The following is a 17596-nucleotide window of genomic DNA, read 5'->3' on the forward strand; positions in this document are numbered from 1 at the left end:
GAACTTTTCACAAAAAGCTCCGTGAGCGCTTCAATTTTGGGACTGAAAAGATAATGACTCTTAATATACAAGACTTAATCTGATTCGGACAACATTAGCGGTTCACCCTGCTTCTCTGTCCGAATATCTGGTGGATTCGGACAACATTAGCGGTTCACCCTGCTTCTCTGTCCGAATATCAAGCGGATTCGGACAACATCGCCGGTTCATCCTGCTTCTCTGTCCGAATATCAAGCGGATTCGGACAACATTGCCGGTTCATCCTGCTTCTCTGTCCGAATATCAAGCGGATTCGGACAACATCGCCGGTTCACCCTGCTTCTCTGTCCGAATATCAAGCGGATTCGGACAACATCGCCTATTCATCCTGCTTCTCTGTCCGAATATCAAGCGGATTCGGACAACATTGCCGATTCATCCTGCTTCTCTGTCCGAATACCAAGCGGATTCGGACAACATCGCCGATTCATCCCTATAACTAAGTCCGAATCCCCCTGCCATAATATAAGACCACTGATATTTTCAGTGGCCGATGACGTTTATTTATTTTCTTTTATCCATTGATCGATTTTTTTCAAGGTCTTTTCAACTTGATGTCCGTTTGATAGACTTGGAAGATTAACTAAAAGTACCTGTTTTGGCGCTTTTACTTCCTCTCCTTTTTTCTGTAAAATTAACACGCTCTTTGCGGCATTTTCATGGCGAAACATGGTTAATGGAAGTTGTAAAATCGATTGGATATATGCATGCTCCTTCAAGAACTCATGTAGCTTTGGAGCTTCTTCGCTTTCAAATAATCCATTGGGAATGATAAAAAATAAATATCCACCATCTTTTGTATACTTGATGCTTTGTTCAATAAAGAGATGATGTGCATAAGAGTGTCCTTTATCTGATTTCAATTGAAATTCAGCAGCTCTTACATCATTCGGATAATAGCCAACAGGTAAATCACTTACAACCGCATCAGCTAATTCAATAAAAAGTGGTTCAAGACTATCCTGATTATACAATTCAATCGGATGTTGCTGTAAATTAGCATTAATGAAGGCCAGTTTAATAAGGAGATCATCCACATCAATCCCCATCCCTTCGATCTGTTTACCTGCCTGCTGATTGATTACTGTGGTCAGTAAATTTCCTGTTCCAATTGCTGGATCGAATAAACGATAAGATGTCTTCGTCACAAACTTATTTACCAAGTAACCAACAAGCATCCCTACTGCATCTGGGGTCATTTGATGATTAGGTTGTACACTTTCCTTCATTCCTTTTAAAATCGCCAATTGAAAAGACTTTCGTATCTCTTCAACGGTGAATCGATCTAATTTTAGAGACTCATAACTCTTTTTTAGCCTCTTCTTACTTAATTCACTAATTTCTTCATCTTGTAAAATGGCCTCTTGAAATATATTTTCACCTGTTTCTGCTAATGCTTCTAAAAAGGTAATTGATAACTCTTCCTGTAAAATGGTCGCCGTATCATTAATTACAGAAAATAAATCCTCTACGGGAGAGATTTTCACAATGCATTCCTCCTCGACATGTTATTTTTCTATTCTACTCGGGATTATACTACTTGTACAAGAAAAGTGGAATGTAGGAAAAGGGGGACTAGAAAAACAGAAGATAAAAAGAAGGCAAGACCCCACTATTTACCTTGAGGTCTTGTCCCTTAAAATTACTTCGCTGCTTTTGCTGCTTCAATTGCTGCTTCATAGTTCGGATGATCGGTTCCTTCGCTAACATATTCTACATAAGTAACCGTATCATTCGCATCAATAACAAAAACAGAACGTGCTAATAATCTTAATTCTTGCATGACCACACCGTACGCTTCTCCGAAAGAAAGATCACGATGATCAGAAACCGTTTGAACATTATCAATTCCAGCTGCTGCACACCAACGCTTTTGAGCGAAAGGTAAATCAACGCTTACTGTTAATACCTTTACATTGTCAAGCTTTGCTGCCTCTTCGTTAAAACGACGAGTTTGAGCATCACACACTCCTGTATCAATGGAAGGTACCACACTGATTAAACGAACATGTCCTTTTGAGTCCTCTAGTGTTACAGGAGATAAATCATTTGCTAACACGGTAAAACTTGGTGCTTTGTCGCCAACCTTTACTTCTGTTCCAACAAGTGTAACTGGGTTTCCTTTAAAAGTGACTGATGCCATATGGGCTCATCCTCCTTAACAACGTATGTACAGTGTAAATCATACCGATTTAGGAACATTTTTGCAAATATTTACTATTGCTAAAAAGAAAAAGTTAACTCCCTATAAATGAGAGCTAACTTTGATTTTCGATCATTTTCCTTTTAAAGTTCTAAGTCTTTTTTCGGACCGCCATATTCTGGGTTTTGGTATTCTCCTTGTTGCCCAGAATTTTGCTTCGAATCATTTTTATTGGAAAGCATTTGCTGTATTTTATCTACAGCCTGTGGAGCCAAATCTAAAATCTTCTCGTAGAGATGTGTGCTTTCATCTAAATGAACCATTTTTACTTCTTTTGCATTTACAATTAAGAAAGCAATCGGAGTAATGGATACACCTCCACCACTACCACCACCAAATGGGTGCTTAGACTGGTTTTCATCTTTGGAACTGTTATCAAGAATAAACTCACTACCTCCAGCCGCAAAGCCAAACCCAACCTTTGACACTGTTAGTATGACACTTCCATCAGGAGTTTCAACAGGGTCACCGATAATGGTGTTCACATCAATCATTTCTTTAAGGTTTTCCATTGCAGTTGTCATCAAGCCTTGAATTGGATGATCGGACATTTTACTTCCTCCCTTTTATACGGATTTTGTCTTATTACCAGACAAAATAGATAATGGCTTTGTTTTGAAATGCGGTTTTCCGCCTTTCCAAAATTTAAGTAGTTTAATTCCTGCAAAAATAGCATGCCCGATCCGAAAATGAAACATACATCGAAATGAAGTTTCATTTATCGTCCGATTAAACTCTGGTGTGATCATTAAATTTGGCATGGTTTTCACTTTCATTAACGATGTGAGGAAACCAACTAAACTCCCTTTCACCGCCCAAAATGCACCTGTGATCATCCCTGTAAAAGCGGCGTCACTTACTCCAATGGTCGTCCTCCACTCCAAATTCTTCATTGTCACTTTGTTTAAAAAAGAACGAATAATATGATGTAGCCCCACCACATGTTTGACGAATTGATCCATGTCCTGGATGCTTTGTAATATATCTTTTGCTGAAAATTTTTTCGTATCCTGTTTTTTATCTTTTTCTTGTGGGCCTGTTTCTACTTTTTCTTTGACGACAATTTCAGGAGAATCTTCCGCAATTTTAATGACAGGAACATTGATTTTATATTTTATAAGTCCAAAAAATGTTTTGAATGTAATTTTAAGACGGTCATCGTCCTTATTGTGGTAATAATCAATGATCACGATTAATTTTAGGAGCATGACAGAGATTATTAGTACGACAATTACCGCTAAAGCAATGAAAACCCACATCATCACCTTCACAACCTTTCAGCCTACCATTATCGACGAACACACAAAAAATAAACCTGCATTCGCAGGTTTATTTTTCAAAAGTATAAATGAAGCTCTATCGTTCATGAATTACTGATGTCTCAGTGAATAAATCATGCAAGCCTTGCTTTTTTGGTAGAAAAGCGACAATTACATACGAAATCCACACTGTCGTTGAAATAAAGCGCCCAATCCATTCTCTAAACAGAATCGTTCCCCAAGTAAGTTTTTTCCCATTTAAATCAACGACTTTTAACCCAAATGCCATTTTACCTAATGTCTGCCCTAAAAATTTTGTCATTAAAACAAAATAGGCATAGAAAATGACCGCCGTTAAAATCGATATGGGAGCAAACATACTTGATTCATGTAAACTGAGATCAAGGCTACGGAATAGCGGATAAATCAGGATACGTTCAATGCTGCCAATCACCAATAAATCAAGGAGATAAGCCCAAAATCTCATCCAAAAACCAGCAAATCGACGCTCTTCTTTAAAACCGACATGAGGGATAACATCTTTTTCTTGAATCAACTGTTCTTCTCTTTGATTATCTTTAGATTCCAATGTTCTCCCCCCTATTCTGCATACAAATACATTAGACGGGGAGAGTGTGTTTGCGATAAAAGATTGAGCAAACTAGTTAGTTCATGATCTCCCCCTTTTAATTTCTGTGCCCCTAAGCTAAACAACGATCCTAAACCGAAGCTTTCCGTATATTTCACCACTTGGGCATTGCCAATGTTTTGCTCTTCTTTCACAGCTTCCACGACATCGCTAAAATAACCAAAGTCATCAATTAAGCCAATTTCTTTTGCCTGTCTTCCGTCATAAATTCGTCCGTCTGCAATTTGCCTTACTTCTGCTTCAGACATTCCTCTTCCTTCGGCAATGACCTTCACAAACCCTTCATAAGAATTGTCAATCATCGACTGCAGGATCTCACGTTCTTCCTCTGCCATTTCTCTTGTAGGACTCATAATATCCTTGTAAGGTCCACTCTTAATTGTGATGAATTCGACTCCGTATTTTTCAGCAAGACCGGCAAAATTATAGCCTTGCATAATAACCCCCAATGAACCTGTTAGTGTCTCCGGAGTTGCAAATATCTTATGTGCCGGTGCTGCTATGTAATATCCCCCTGATGCAGCCATCGAGCCCATCGAAATATAGACTGGCTTATTTGCTTCAGATTGAATTTCCACTATTTTATCGTGGATTTCAGCACTTTCTACAACGCCACCACCTGGTGTATTTACGCGTAGGATAACCGCCTTAACTGAGTTATTTTCTTTCACATAATCAAGCTTTTTCATAAATGTCTGGTGATGATAACCCTCCGTTGTAAAAAAAGAAGTAGTTCCACCAGTATCTTGAATTGTTCCATTTAAATCGAGTACGGCAATTTGATTCGTCGCACTTCCTGATTCAATCACTTCTTCTGCAAAAAGTTCATCTGTTGCGCCAAACAATTCATTAAAGTTACTTTCGAAATTAGTCGATGCAAAAATAGAAAATGCATTAATCGCGATTGAGAAAAAAAGCAATACTGCCGCTATAGCCAACGCAGCCCAACGTTTCCCTGTCATATTTTTCATCCTCCTTTTTCCTTCTTAGTTGCACCCTTTTATCCAAAAAATAATCGCCACAAAATGGACGTATTTCCAATATTTATTTACGTTATCCCTTCAAAAATGTTTCAAAAATATGTAGACTTAAAACTAGATAAGCACCTTAGAGTTCACTATTTCAGTCTAAAACAATCCCAATCCCTTTCCAATTATGACAAAAAATGATCCGAAGATCTAGGGCTCATATTAGGATGTGGATGCACGATACTATAGGTACGTCTATTTATTTTGGATGGAGGGGTTTTATATGGAAAACAGAAATAATGTTTATTTCTTTCACAAAAAAGATGCGGATATGATGCAAAAAGTTCAGCCTTTTTATGATCACGCTAAAGATTATGGATTTACGATCGTGAATGACCATAAAATCGCCAATATCATTGTCAGCTTTGGTGATGATGGTGCCTTTTTACAAGCAGTTAGAAAAACCGGATTCCGTGAAGATTGTCTTTATGCAGGAATATCTACGAAAGAGAAATTAAATATTTACTGTGATTTTTATATTGAGGATACAGCAAAAATTATTGAAGCTGTTACGAAAGAACAAATTGAAATTCGTCGCTATCCAACCATCGAAGTAACGATTGATAATCAATTTTCCTTTCAATGCTTGAATGAGTTTAGTGTCCGTTCTTCCATTATCCAAACGATTGTGATGGAAGTATTTATTGATCAATTCCATTTTGAAACTTTCCGTGGGGACGGAATCATTGTTGCAACCCCAACTGGAAGCACTGCCTACAATAAATCGGTGCATGGCGCTGTCGTCGATCCTTTACTGCCATCGATGCAAGTTAGTGAAATTGCATCCCTGAATAATAATCTTTACCGAACACTCGGCTCCCCGTTTATTTTAAGTGGTGACCGAAAGCTGACCATTAAGGTCGTTCAAGACGGAAATGATTATCCAACAATGGGGATGGATAATGAAGCACTTAGCATTCAGCATGTGGAGGATATATCTATCCAACTCAGTGAAAAAAGAATCAAAACCGTTAAATTAAAGGACAACTCTTTCTGGGAAAAGGTCCAAAGAACCTTTCTTTAAGGCACTTTTCGCAAACATTGTTGCTATTTTAGTCATAGATAGGAGAATAAAGCCCTATTATTACTCGTTAAGTCGAAATTAATATGTGTTCTAAAACCTCATTTGAGCGTAAATGTCGGCCTGTGGACATTTACGAAAACCGCGTTCTTTAATCAAGGAGTAAATGTCTAGGTTTTTACATTTACAAAAACAACTGACAACCTCGAGCACCTGTCTCGAGGTTGTTTTCCTTACACACCTAAGCCTCTTCCTTTTCTTAGCTTCAGTTCGCGGTTCATTACTTTCGTTTTTGACAAAGAATAAAGGGTTAGTGCTCCCCATATGAAAATAAAGGATAGTAAATGAGTTTTTGAAAAATGCTCTCCATAGAAAAAGACGCCTAAAATCAACGTTAAGGTTGGCGCTATATATTGAATAAATCCTAACATCGATAATGGGATTTTTTGTGCTCCTTTTCCAAAATACAAGAGCGGTAACGCCGTTGCAGCCCCAGCCCCAATGAGTAGTAAGTCTGTCGAAAGGGACGAGGATAGAAACATATTTTTGCCTGCTGCAAATAAATAAACAACATACCCTAATGCAAGCGGGGTTACAACCATCGTTTCAAGTGTTAAACCAATGGATGAATCCACTTTGATTAATTTTTTCGCTAACCCGTATAACCCAAATGAGAAAGCCAACGCTAACGCAATCCACGGAATTTGCCCGTAAGATACACTTAATATCAAGACTCCTACTGTGGCCATTGCAAAGGACACATACTGTAGCGGTGATAATTTTTCCCGTAAAAATATAACTCCTAAAAGGAGGCTAACAAGAGGATTAATATAATAGCCTAGACTTGCTTGGATCATTTGATCATGATTAACCGCCCATATGTATACGAACCAGTTTCCACTGATCAATAAAGAGGCGATCACTAACGCCCAAAGTCGTTTCTGATTTTTTCTTAATCCCTTTAGCGTCTCCACAAAAGGTGCCCATTTTCTTGTTGCAATAAGTAATAAGAGCATTAAAACAAAGGACCAAATTACCCGACTAGCCAAAATTTCATCCGCATTCACTTGCTCAAGCAGTTTCCAATAAATCGGCAAGAGTCCCCACAAGAAATAAGAAAAGGCTGCTTGAATAGCTCCAACTTTCACTTCGTTATCTTTCATTCTTTTTGCCTCGATTCTTCTAGTCTCGAAATAATATCATTATAAAGGCAATTCATCGATTCTTCTAACTATTTAACTTAATGGAATTTAAATTGCTTGTGTTGGAGAAGTATCCTCAACGATTTTTGTATAAACAGGTTTGCCACCTATAACCGTGCTTTCGACATTGATATGGCGTATTTCATGCGGTGTACAATGAAAAATATCTTGATCCAGTATCGTGAAATCGGCTAAAAAACCTTCCTTGATCATGCCACGGTCTGCTTCATGACAAGCAGCACTTGCGCTTCCCTTTGTATATAAACATACCGCCTCATAAGTGGATAATGCTTCTTCAGGTTGATAAACCTCTTGCGTTTGCTGGCTTACCCGGGCAACTGCAGCGTGAATCCCTAACAGCGGGCTTATCTCTTCAATAGGAGCATCTGAACCGCCAGCACATGTGATATGTTCTGATAACAGTGTTTTCCAAGCATAGCAATCATCTAATTGATCTTCTCCAATTCTATCGATCACCCAAGGAAAATCAGAAGCTAAGAAGCTCGGTTGAATATCCAATATGAGAGGAAGATCTTTCACTCTATCAATCAGTTCTTTTCTTAAAATTTGTGCATGGATGATACGGTCCTTCCCCTTCCCTACTAACGGATGTGCTTCAATAGCTTGAACAACCATATCAAAAGCCTTATCACCAATTGCATGAATCGCCACTGGCATCCTTATTTCTCTCGCCTTTGCCACAAGCTTATTTAATTCTTCCTGCGTGAAGATGGCGACACCGGATGTTGTTGGATCATCCGCATACGGATGGCTTAAAAGAGCTGTTCTGCCTCCTAATGAACCATCTGCAAAAATTTTCATGGCTCCAAACTCAATCCACTGATTTCCTTGTAAAAACTGCCCGCCTGATCGCTTAAAATCTTCAAGGACAGAGTAATGAACAAGCAGATGTGCCCGAAAATAATGCTCTTCCTTTTCAATAACTTCTTTAAATAACTGATAGGTATTTTCAAAACCATTATAGTAGGATAGATCCTCCGTATGTACGCCTGTTAATCCCTTTTCATATGCATCTTTTATCGCCATTCTCAAAGCTTTCTTTAATTGCTTTTCAGATGCCTTCGGAACGGCGTCTAACATGATATCTTGAGCTTTTTCTTTAAATACTCCAGTAAGCCTTCCATGTTCATCTTTATCCATCACTCCGCCTTGGGGAGAATCCATTTCGTCTTGAATCGCTGCTTCCTTTAAAGCAAATGAATTGACTACTACTACATGTCTACAAATTCTCTTTAATAACACTGGATGATGGGGCACGACCGCATCCAAGTCGTTGCGAACAATTGTCTTGGCATCTTCCCAAAGATTTTCATTCCAGCCTTCGCCAATGAGCCATTCCCCTTCATTGAGAGATGAGGCATAACCTTTAATGGCCTCTAAAACGGCAGCTTTTGAGGTATATGTGGATAGATCAAGCCGCATCAGCTTTTCACCATGACCAATTAAGTGAATATGACTATCGACAAATCCTGGAAGCAGTGTGCGTCCATGTAGATGAAATGTATGATGTATCATATGGGAAAAATCCTGTTGTAATCTCTCCACATCTCCCATTGCCACAATGCGATCATTTTCTGTTAAAATTGCTTCGACCATATGTCCCTCTGCTTGAAGCGTATAAATTAAACCTCCATACCAAAGCGTTCCCATCCGTCATTCTCCTTTTCCTTCCATTTGATCCATTTTATCATTTATTTTCGATTTCCTAAATAATGAAACTCAATTGTGTTTCTCAAATAAAACAGCGAACGAAAATTATTAGAGTTTTAAGGTGGTTCAAATGAATAATGCGAGAAATGTTCACTTTTTAAGTTCCCTTCATACATTATGAAATCGACTCAATTGATTTCCGATAAAAAAAGGCAGACGAACACAAGTCGCCTGCATCACAATATATGATATTAAAAGAGTTCGCCACCAAATATTTTAATTCGTTGTCGCCTTCTCTAACTCTTTTTGTCTCAACTCAACCCTACGAATTTTTCCTGAAGTTGTCTTTGGTAGTTCGGAAACAAATTCAATTTTACGAGGGTATTTATAAGGAGCCGTTAACGCTTTGACATGATCTTGAAGTTCCTTAACTAACTTCGATTCCTCTGTATCCATTCCTTCTTTCAATACAATAAAGGCTTTCACAACATGGCCCCTTGTCTCATCAGGACTTGCTACAACCGCACATTCTTTCACTGAAGGATGTTTTACGAGGGCATCCTCCACTTCAAATGGACCGATTGTATAACCAGAGCTAATGATGATGTCGTCTCCTCTACCTTCAAACCAGAAGTATCCTTCTTCATCCTTCTTCGCTCTATCTCCTGTGATGTAGTAATCGCCACGGAACTGCATCGCTGTCCTTTCAGGGTCCTTGTAATAATGTTTAAATAACGCAGGTGTATCGATATGAACAGCAATATCTCCTACCTCTCCAGGTGCGCAAAGTTCACCTTCTTCATTTATAATCTCTACTCGATTACCTGGAATCGGTTTCCCCATTGAACCAGCTTTAAGTTCCATTCCCTTCGTAATTCCCACTAGCAATGTATTCTCTGTTTGTCCGTAACCATCTCGAACTTCCACATTGAAGTACTTCTTGAACGTATCAATGACATTTCTATTTAGCGGCTCTCCAGCTGATACAGCACTACGTAAATGAGCCAATGAGTAATCTGGAAGATTCTCTACTTTTGCCATTAATCGATATTCAGTCGGTGTACAGCAAAGGACATTGACAGAATATTTATCAAGCAACGCTAAATATTTTTGTGGTTCAAATTTACCGTTATAGACGATTCCTGTAGCACCAGTCCCTAACACGGAAAGGAATGGACTCCATATCCATTTTTGCCATCCAGGACCTGCCGTAGCCCAAACCGTATCTCCATCTTCAATACTGAGCCAATTTGGAGCAGCTGCACGTAAATGAGCATACGCCCATCCATGTGTATGTACGACGCCCTTCGGATTTCCGGTTGTTCCAGAAGTATAAGATAGAAACGCCATATCGTCTTTATCCGTATTTGCCAAAGGAAATTCATCTGGAGCAAGGTTCATTTCTTTATCAAGATGAATCCATCCTTTCGCTTCATCCCCTACAACAAATTTCGGAAGTTGTTCAATTTCATCTATGCCTTCAAACTGGTCTACATACTGATAATAGCTTACAATTGCCTTCACATCTCCATGGGTTATTCGATATTTGAGATCCTTTGTTCTAAGCATTTCAGAACTTGGAATGACGACAAGACCCGCCTTTAGTGCAGCAACGTACACCTGATAAGCTTCAATTAATCTTGGAACAATAATTAAGACGACGTCTCCTTTTTCAAGACCGCTCCCCAAGAAAACGTTTCCAATCTTATTAGCATTTTTAAGTAAATCCTTGTACGTAATTTCCCTTGTCTCACCTTCCTCCGATTCCCATTTAAGAGCAAGCCTATTTGGTTCTTCTGCGTACTTTTCCATTTCTGAAACTAAGTTATAATGATTTGGTGCCAAAAGATCTTCTCTTTTCATCCTAACTCCCCCTAAAATAAAATTATTTCACAGACGAATTTCGAACAACCGACTAGGAAGGGATCTACATACAATGTTTTTTATTATCTAGTCATAATAGTTAGTGTCAATCATATTTTACCTTGTCTCTTTTAAAAATACTAGATGAAATTTTCAAAATTTACTTATAATATAGTATTTTATCTTTTATTTGACCATGCTTAAGACACGAAAAAAAGGAGCAAGCCGAAGCTTACTCCTCGTAGCCATTTTTATTTAATTTTTATTTGAATCCTCCGCCTAATTGTGATTCTGCCATAGATACAAGGCGTTTTGTGATTTCTCCACCAACTGAACCGTTAGCACGAGAAGTTGTGTCAGCACCAAGATTTACGCCAAATTCTGTAGCAATCTCATACTTCATTTGATCTAAAGCTTGCTGAGCACCTGATACAACTAATTGGTTTGAGCTGCTGTTGTTTGCCATAGGATATCACCTCCTTGTGAATATAGAATGTGTTATCCTGATGACCTTCATGCAAATTTATCGTTGGTAATTGTTCACAAATTTTGCAAGCACAACCACTATGTTTGTTTGAAGGGTATAACTATGTCTTAATACTTTAAAAGAGCTCCTCTAGTTCAGCCTTTTCTTTTGGACTAATACGAATCGTTTCCGTTTTATCAACCGCTTCCTGTATTAAGTGCTCAAAGTCAAAAAAGCTTTCGTAATACTCCACTTTTTCCCTTTTGGGTTTGGTTTTTGGAGAAGCTGGCACAAAAACAGTACAGCAATCTTCATAAGGTTGAATAGAAATATCATGGGTGTCAATTTCCCGAGCAATTTTAATAATATCCGTTTTGTCCATCATCACGAGCGGACGAAGAATCGGCGTGGATGTCACAGCATTAATTGCATACATACTCTCTAATGTTTGACTCGCTACCTGACCTAAACTTTCACCTGTCACAATCGCTAAGCCTTCATGCCGTACTCGCAATTTATCGGTGATGTTTAGCATCATTCTTCTCGTAGTCGTCATCGTATAGTTCTCAGGAATCTGTTTTTGAATCGCTTGCTGTGTAGCGGTGAACGGGACAATATGCAAAGTAAAATATCCACCGTTGGCTTTCGCAAGCTTTTCGGCTAGCTCAATGACTTTTTGCTTTGAGCGTTCACTTGTAAAAGGTGGACTGAAGAAATGAACGGCCTCTACTTCTAAACCACGCTTCATTGCAAGATAACCTGCAACCGGGCTATCAATTCCTCCCGAAAGCATGAGCATAGCTTTTCCACTTGAACCAATGGGTAAGCCGCCAGCCCCTTGAATATTTTCACATGACAAATACGTCGCCTCAGGACGTACCTCTACGCGAAGATCAATATCTGGATTTTTCACATCTACTTTTAAATCAGGAACGTTTTTTAGCAAATGGGCCCCAAATTCTTGATTCAATTCATTGGTATCAAGTTGATATGTTTTATCTGCACGTCGCGCCGTAATTTTAAAGCTTTTTCCTTCTGTATAAACTTCACGGAAAAGCTGTAAGGCTGCGCTCTTCATTTCTTCTAAATCTTTGCTTGTTTTAATTGCTGGGCTAAAGGATTGAATGCCAAAAATCCCTCTAATCCGCTCAATGATTTCATCACCGTTATCCCCATTTAAGACGATATACATCCGTTCCCTTTGCCCTTGAACCTTCGCGTTAGGAAAATCACTTATTGCACGTTGAATGCTTTTTTTGAGTTTTTCCACAAACTTATTACGGTTGCGCCCTTTTGTTGAAATTTCACCATATCGTATTAAAATTCGATCATAGTTCATCTTAATTCATAACCTCTTTCAATTTATTTACCGTTTCCTTTATCGCTTTGATCACAAAATGCGCTTCTTCTATTGTGTTATCATAGGATAAACTAATACGAATTGCACTCTTCGCTTCTTCTTCTTGAACGCCCATTGCAATTAATGTACTGCTTACAGCTTGTTTTTTTGAAGAGCACGCACTGGTCGTTGATACATAAATATCTTTTTCCTCTAAGGCATGGACAAAGACCTCTGCCTTAAAACCTTTCATCGAAAAATTGATAATATGAGGGGCGGAGTCTTTAGCTGGAGTATGAATGGTTACCTCCTCGAGTTCAGAAAGTCCTTTGATAAGCGCCTCCTTAATCTGAAGGAGTTTGTCAGACTGCTTTTTTTCGTTTTCTAACGTCATCCTGAGGGCTTTAGCGAGAGCAACCATCCCTGCGACATTTTCTGTCCCACTACGATGTTTTCGTTCTTGATTTCCACCTGTAAGCAACGGTGAAATGTTTACTCCCTCTCGTATGTAGAGAAGTCCCGTTCCTTTTAAACCATGAAATTTATGAGCTGAATAAGAACAAAGGTCAACTGAACATTTTTGCAAATGTAACGGAACCTTTCCAATCCCTTGAATATTGTCAACGTGGAATAATATTTTCGGATATTTTTTTAATATCTTTCCAATTTCCTCTATTGGTTGGACCGTTCCCACTTCATTATTGACATGCATGATCGATACAAGAATCGTATCGTTCGAAATCGCCTGTTCGACATCTTTAACATGAACTCTTCCTTCTCGATCAACGGGAAGATAGGTCACCTTGAATCCGAGTTCCGCCAATTGCTGAAACGATTCCTTAATTGAGGCGTGTTCTACCGCCGTTGTGACAATATGATTGCCCCGTTTTCGATGCATCAATGCTGCACCTTTGACAGCTAAATTATTACTTTCCGTTCCACCAGATGTAAAAATCAATTCATTCGCTTTCACTTCTAATAGATCGGCAATTTGCTTTCTTCCCATATTTAACAGTTTTTCAGCTTCCCCACCCATTCGATGTAATGAAGAAGGATTGCCAAAATATTCTGTCGTCACCTTTAGAAAAGAATCGATTACTTCTTTATACGGTTTTGTTGTCGCACTATTATCGAAATATATCATCACTTTCCCCCTAAACCTAGGTACTCATTTTTTTGAAGTATGTTTGACGCTTTCGCTAACAGTAAATGTTAACATACATCATTTGATTTGAAAATCATACGAAGGCGATTGCGTATAAAAAAGCTGACTAAAAAGTGCTTTCACCACTTTCAAGTCAGCTTTAGAATTCGCTTAGTATACATGCTCTTCAAGTAAAGCTTCAATTTTTTTCAAAGCACCTGGTTCAATCTCTTCGATCGATGTAGCAGCTTGCTCCAATGAAGTTTGATAGTCATAACCTCGGAACGATATTTCAGCTTCTCTTAACCCTTTATCTACAGAAGGATATCTACTTCTATAGCGATTTCCATACTGAATGACCTTTTCCACTAACATGACCGTCTCAACCATTTCATTTGTCATTTCATAGGTCTTTTCAACATGTAAATCCGCTACCTCTAGAACATTTAGAACGCTCGGAATATCCAATGGTTTTTCCTCTAGCTTCTTTTTCACATCTTCAATACTTTCTTTTGCATCGTCAAAAAGGACAACATAGTCTTCTGGCAACCCAGGAATATTATTTTTCGATACGAGTTTGATCGACTCTGCCATTTTTCTCGTTAATTCTTGCACCTTTTCTCGTGCTGAAAGTTCATCTTTTCTAAGCATTTGAAGATTTTCTTTAAACGTCACATACTCCAAACTTACAGCTTCTAACTCTTCCTTAATTTTCGTTAATTCTTCTTTTAAAAAGGAAAAAGCTGTTTCATCCTGCAAGATCTTATGCTCCAAAAGTTCATAACGTTTCTGTAATTGATGGACAAGCTTCTCTAATTTTCCTTCTTCCTCAAGCTTATTTTCCGGAAGATGATAGCTATGCTTAACCAATTCAATTTCAGTTTTCAAATCAACACTAGCTTGTAACGTAGCTTCCAGCAATTGCTTTGTTTCTTCTTCAGTGTCCTTGATGAATTGTTTTGCCGTGACCTCCGCTTCTAGTAAATCATAAAGGAACTCAATTCGTTCCTTCATATCTTCAAAGCCATTTTCCACTTCTTCTATTTCAGTTTTCTCTAAATATTGCTTAAAGGTTTCCAGTTCTTTTTCGAGTTTTTCAAGTTCTTGATCCATTTGCACATGTTCTAACACATAACCTTGCTGTACCATTTCTCGGAATCCATCTTTCAACTCCTCCAGCTGGGCTGGAATTCTTGACTGGCACTCTACAAGGAGATTCGGAATCTTTTCTAATTTAAGCGTGACAGCTTCAAGTTTTGTCTTGATGGAATCGACCATTTCTCGAGCTTGAAGATAGTTCCCGCTCTTTGTCAGTTCATCAAATTCCTGAAAATTCAAGATGATTTCATCAAGTTGTTTTTCTAAATTCTTTTCGGCAATTCCATAATTTAGATGATGAGCTAAGAGTGTTTTTTTATTTAAACGATAAATTTCTCTTAGTTCTTCCATTTCAACTCTACTTTTCTCTTCACTACCAACTAAATCGGTAATTTCATCAATTAATGCTTGAATATTATTTTCAGTTTCTCGTAAATCTTTCTCGATCGCTATAAGAAATGTCTTCGCCTTTTTAAATCGATATTTATCAATATACTCTTCTGCATCAAACAAATATTCTTCTACATCAGGAAGGCCAGAAGTAACAATTTCGTCCCAATCTCTTCTCCATTTTTCGAAAAGCTCTTCTGTTTGTCCCGTCATATTCAATTTCTTAACCTTTGACATTTCCTCTAATACTGGACGATTCATAATATCAATCTTCCAAGCTTCTAGTCGATCAATTTCTTTATAAAACCTCTTTTTTAAAAAATAACCTGTTATATATAGAATAAGAATGAAAACTAATGCGCCGATAATATATTCCATGTTAAGCCTCCTGTCCAGCTCAAAACTGGCTCGAAAAAATCTTATATATCCCATACGTGGGAGTTATCATTTAGAATTCTCAAACTAATTTAATATTTCTAACCAAACTGTAGTGTATTTCAATGTTTTTATGATACCATGTAAACGACATTTTTTGACTATTAATTTCAAAATTTTTGTATTAAACACTAGAAAATTTCTAGACTTCTCTCATAGTAAGACGTAAAATGCCTTATTTCGACTATTAAAATAGGAAATATGATTAAGGAGGCTTCTTAATGATGCTAAAGGACGGGCATGTTCACACCCCTTTTTGTCCACATGGAACAAAGGATTCTTTCGAACAATATATCGAAAACGCGATTCAATTAGGATTTGAGGAGATATCTTTTACAGAGCACGCTCCCCTTCCAACTGGATTTATCGATACAACTCCTGATGAGGATAGTGGCATGAGGCTAGATGTTTTAGAAGCATACTTAGATTGCATTGAGAAATTAAAGCGCACTTATAAAAATTCCATTCGGATAAATTGTGGTTTAGAAGTGGATTATATCGAAGGTTTTGAAAAGGAGATCACAGAATTTCTTGCTCAATATGGTTCTAGACTTGACGATGCGATCTTATCCGTCCATTTCCTAAAATATAGAAATACCTATGATTGTTTAGATTATAGTCCCGATGTCTTTGAGCAAATGATTCAAAAGTACGGATCTCTACAAGCCGTCTATCAAAATTATTATCGAACGGTATTCCTTTCGATTCAAGCTGACCTTGGACCATATAAACCGAAGCGAATCGGGCATATTACATTAGTGAAGAAATTCCAAAAGAAGTTTCCTTCAGTTGCTGACAATAAAAAAGAACTAATGGATATTCTTAAAAAGGTTAAAGAGCAGGGCTATGAACTTGATTATAATGGGGCAGGAACAGCTAAGCCACTATGTCGTGAAACCTATCCACCACAATGGGTGGCAGAAGAAGCCGTTAAACTTGGAATTCCTCTCATATACGGTTCAGATGCTCACCAAGCAAAGGAACTAAAACAAGGCTTTGTGGAGTTAATCCAGTAGATTAACCTCAATACCAAACGGCCTTGCTTGCCGTTTGGTATTGTTAGTTATTGGCAACAGACAAACTACGACTTGGCTTCCGACAGATAACGCCTTCAAACCAGCCATTCATATCCTTTAAATACCTTTTTACAAAATAACTTTCGTTCGGAATCACTTGAAGGACTTCCGTTAAGTAATAGCTATTGAGAAAGGGCATCGTAATTAAGCTTTTATATTGAATCAACATATAGTTTACAGAGAAGGAATGAAACTCCTTAGCCCGAATTCCCTCTTCAAATACACTTTTTAAGTAATATCTTTCTTTCAAAATGTATGTTGACATGACTTCTCTAACCATTTGTGAATCGATTGATATTTCCCTAAGAACGAGTCTTGTCAGCTGTATATGTTCACAGTGAAAATGAAGAATTTTTTCCGTGATTTGCCGCAATTGCCCTAATGCCCCTTCCTTTATCCCATCATGATAGCCTTCTTCAATAAGTTGTAAATACTTTTCAAAATAAGTTGTAAAGCAATGTTCTAAAAGGCCCTCCTTACTTTGAAAATAATAGGAAATATTGGACACATTGACCTTTGCTTTGCTCGCAATATCCCTTATAGAAGTGCCATTAAATCCCTTTGTGTTAAACAGATGAATAGCTGCTTCGAGGATATCCTTTTTCGTATTTTGAACCATATTAGCACCGCCTTTTCCACCGAGTCTCTATAATTAAATTCAAGCGAATATATAAACTTATTTTCCCACTATATAAACTTCTTGTTTTAATACT

16 protein-coding genes are annotated in these 17596 nt (G+C 37.9%); 2 read left to right on the plus strand and 14 right to left on the minus strand.

The window, feature by feature from the left end; all coding sequences use genetic code 11:
* Positions 1 to 539: 539 nt before the first annotated feature.
* From BMSHG_RS12755 to sppA, 6 genes are all read right to left on the minus strand, one after another.
* A complete protein-coding gene (locus BMSHG_RS12755) occupies positions 540 to 1526 on the minus strand; it encodes a class I SAM-dependent methyltransferase (protein WP_019154849.1) in 987 nt (328 codons plus the stop codon).
* Between the two features lie 155 nt (positions 1527 to 1681).
* Positions 1682 to 2182 (minus strand): thiol peroxidase, encoded by a 501-nt coding sequence (gene tpx, locus BMSHG_RS12760; RefSeq protein ID WP_019154850.1) that lies wholly within the window; start codon positions 2180 to 2182, stop codon positions 1682 to 1684.
* Between the two features lie 143 nt (positions 2183 to 2325).
* Positions 2326 to 2793 carry a GerW family sporulation protein gene (gene ytfJ, locus BMSHG_RS12765; protein WP_019154851.1) on the minus strand — a complete coding sequence of 156 codons (468 nt, stop codon included), beginning with the start codon at positions 2791 to 2793 and terminating at the stop codon, positions 2326 to 2328.
* 15 nt (positions 2794 to 2808) lie between these two features.
* Positions 2809 to 3504, minus strand: coding sequence for a DUF2953 domain-containing protein (locus BMSHG_RS12770; RefSeq protein ID WP_019154852.1), 696 nt, complete (start codon positions 3502 to 3504; stop codon positions 2809 to 2811).
* A 94-nt stretch (positions 3505 to 3598) separates the two neighbouring features.
* Positions 3599 to 4057, minus strand: coding sequence for an RDD family protein (locus BMSHG_RS12775; protein WP_051030935.1), 459 nt, complete (start codon positions 4055 to 4057; stop codon positions 3599 to 3601).
* A 44-nt stretch (positions 4058 to 4101) separates the two neighbouring features.
* Positions 4102 to 5112 carry a signal peptide peptidase SppA gene (gene sppA / locus BMSHG_RS12780; RefSeq protein WP_019154854.1) on the minus strand — a complete coding sequence of 337 codons (1011 nt, stop codon included), beginning with the start codon at positions 5110 to 5112 and terminating at the stop codon, positions 4102 to 4104.
* A gap of 289 nt (positions 5113 to 5401) precedes the next feature.
* Here sppA and BMSHG_RS12785 point away from each other — a divergent pair, with 289 nt between their 5' ends.
* Positions 5402 to 6202, plus strand: coding sequence for an NAD kinase (locus BMSHG_RS12785; protein WP_019154855.1), 801 nt, complete (start codon positions 5402 to 5404; stop codon positions 6200 to 6202).
* Positions 6203 to 6432: 230 nt separating this feature from the next.
* Here the strand turns inward: BMSHG_RS12785 and rarD are convergent, their stop codons facing one another.
* The 7 genes from rarD to ezrA form a co-directional block, all read right to left on the minus strand.
* Positions 6433 to 7362, minus strand: coding sequence for an EamA family transporter RarD (gene rarD, locus BMSHG_RS12790; RefSeq protein ID WP_019154856.1), 930 nt, complete (start codon positions 7360 to 7362; stop codon positions 6433 to 6435).
* Positions 7363 to 7449: 87 nt separating this feature from the next.
* Positions 7450 to 9072, minus strand: a complete 1623-nt coding sequence (locus tag BMSHG_RS12795) for an amidohydrolase (protein WP_019154857.1) — start codon at positions 9070 to 9072, stop codon at positions 7450 to 7452.
* Between the two features lie 276 nt (positions 9073 to 9348).
* Positions 9349 to 10935 carry an acyl-CoA synthetase MbcS gene (gene mbcS, locus BMSHG_RS12800; protein ID WP_019154858.1) on the minus strand — a complete coding sequence of 529 codons (1587 nt, stop codon included), beginning with the start codon at positions 10933 to 10935 and terminating at the stop codon, positions 9349 to 9351.
* A gap of 262 nt (positions 10936 to 11197) precedes the next feature.
* A complete protein-coding gene (locus tag BMSHG_RS12805; RefSeq protein ID WP_019154859.1) occupies positions 11198 to 11401 on the minus strand; it encodes an alpha/beta-type small acid-soluble spore protein in 204 nt (67 codons plus the stop codon).
* A gap of 136 nt (positions 11402 to 11537) precedes the next feature.
* A complete protein-coding gene (gene thiI, locus BMSHG_RS12810; RefSeq protein WP_019154860.1) occupies positions 11538 to 12740 on the minus strand; it encodes a tRNA uracil 4-sulfurtransferase ThiI in 1203 nt (400 codons plus the stop codon).
* A gap of 1 nt (position 12741) precedes the next feature.
* Positions 12742 to 13884 carry a cysteine desulfurase family protein gene (locus tag BMSHG_RS12815; RefSeq protein ID WP_019154861.1) on the minus strand — a complete coding sequence of 381 codons (1143 nt, stop codon included), beginning with the start codon at positions 13882 to 13884 and terminating at the stop codon, positions 12742 to 12744.
* Positions 13885 to 14055: 171 nt separating this feature from the next.
* A complete protein-coding gene (gene ezrA, locus BMSHG_RS12820) occupies positions 14056 to 15750 on the minus strand; it encodes a septation ring formation regulator EzrA (protein ID WP_019154862.1) in 1695 nt (564 codons plus the stop codon).
* 281 nt (positions 15751 to 16031) lie between these two features.
* Between ezrA and hisJ the strand changes: the two genes are divergently transcribed.
* On the plus strand, positions 16032 to 16823 hold the full coding sequence (gene hisJ, locus BMSHG_RS12825) for a histidinol-phosphatase HisJ (RefSeq protein WP_026073444.1): 792 nt from the start codon (positions 16032 to 16034) through the stop codon (positions 16821 to 16823).
* 43 nt (positions 16824 to 16866) lie between these two features.
* Here hisJ and refZ read toward each other — a convergent pair whose 3' ends face one another.
* Positions 16867 to 17502: a forespore capture DNA-binding protein RefZ gene (gene refZ, locus BMSHG_RS12830; protein WP_019154864.1), complete on the minus strand. Its 636-nt coding sequence runs from the start codon at positions 17500 to 17502 to the stop codon at positions 16867 to 16869.
* Positions 17503 to 17596 lie beyond the last annotated feature (94 nt).

The sequence above is a fragment of the Robertmurraya massiliosenegalensis JC6 genome (genome assembly GCF_000311725.1).
GTDB classification, from domain to species: domain Bacteria; phylum Bacillota; class Bacilli; order Bacillales; family Cytobacillaceae; genus Robertmurraya; species Robertmurraya massiliosenegalensis.

Excerpts from the sequence above, each read along its gene's own strand:
- ytfJ (WP_019154851.1), bottom strand. The coding sequence starts at position 2,793 with ATGTCCGATCATCCAATTCAAGGCTTGATGACAACTGCAATGGAAAAC.
- rarD (WP_019154856.1), bottom strand. The coding sequence starts at position 7,362 with ATGAAAGATAACGAAGTGAAAGTTGGAGCTATTCAAGCAGCCTTTTCT.
- mbcS (WP_019154858.1), bottom strand. The coding sequence starts at position 10,935 with ATGAAAAGAGAAGATCTTTTGGCACCAAATCATTATAACTTAGTTTCA.
- BMSHG_RS12795 (WP_019154857.1), bottom strand. The coding sequence starts at position 9,072 with ATGGGAACGCTTTGGTATGGAGGTTTAATTTATACGCTTCAAGCAGAG.
- BMSHG_RS12805 (WP_019154859.1), bottom strand. The coding sequence starts at position 11,401 with ATGGCAAACAACAGCAGCTCAAACCAATTAGTTGTATCAGGTGCTCAG.
- ezrA (WP_019154862.1), bottom strand. The coding sequence starts at position 15,750 with ATGGAATATATTATCGGCGCATTAGTTTTCATTCTTATTCTATATATA.
- hisJ (WP_026073444.1), top strand. The coding sequence starts at position 16,032 with ATGCTAAAGGACGGGCATGTTCACACCCCTTTTTGTCCACATGGAACA.
- tpx (WP_019154850.1), bottom strand. The coding sequence starts at position 2,182 with ATGGCATCAGTCACTTTTAAAGGAAACCCAGTTACACTTGTTGGAACA.
- thiI (WP_019154860.1), bottom strand. The coding sequence starts at position 12,740 with ATGAACTATGATCGAATTTTAATACGATATGGTGAAATTTCAACAAAA.
- sppA (WP_019154854.1), bottom strand. The coding sequence starts at position 5,112 with ATGACAGGGAAACGTTGGGCTGCGTTGGCTATAGCGGCAGTATTGCTT.
- refZ (WP_019154864.1), bottom strand. The coding sequence starts at position 17,502 with ATGGTTCAAAATACGAAAAAGGATATCCTCGAAGCAGCTATTCATCTG.
- BMSHG_RS12815 (WP_019154861.1), bottom strand. The coding sequence starts at position 13,884 with ATGATATATTTCGATAATAGTGCGACAACAAAACCGTATAAAGAAGTA.
- BMSHG_RS12785 (WP_019154855.1), top strand. The coding sequence starts at position 5,402 with ATGGAAAACAGAAATAATGTTTATTTCTTTCACAAAAAAGATGCGGAT.
- BMSHG_RS12770 (WP_019154852.1), bottom strand. The coding sequence starts at position 3,504 with ATGATGTGGGTTTTCATTGCTTTAGCGGTAATTGTCGTACTAATAATC.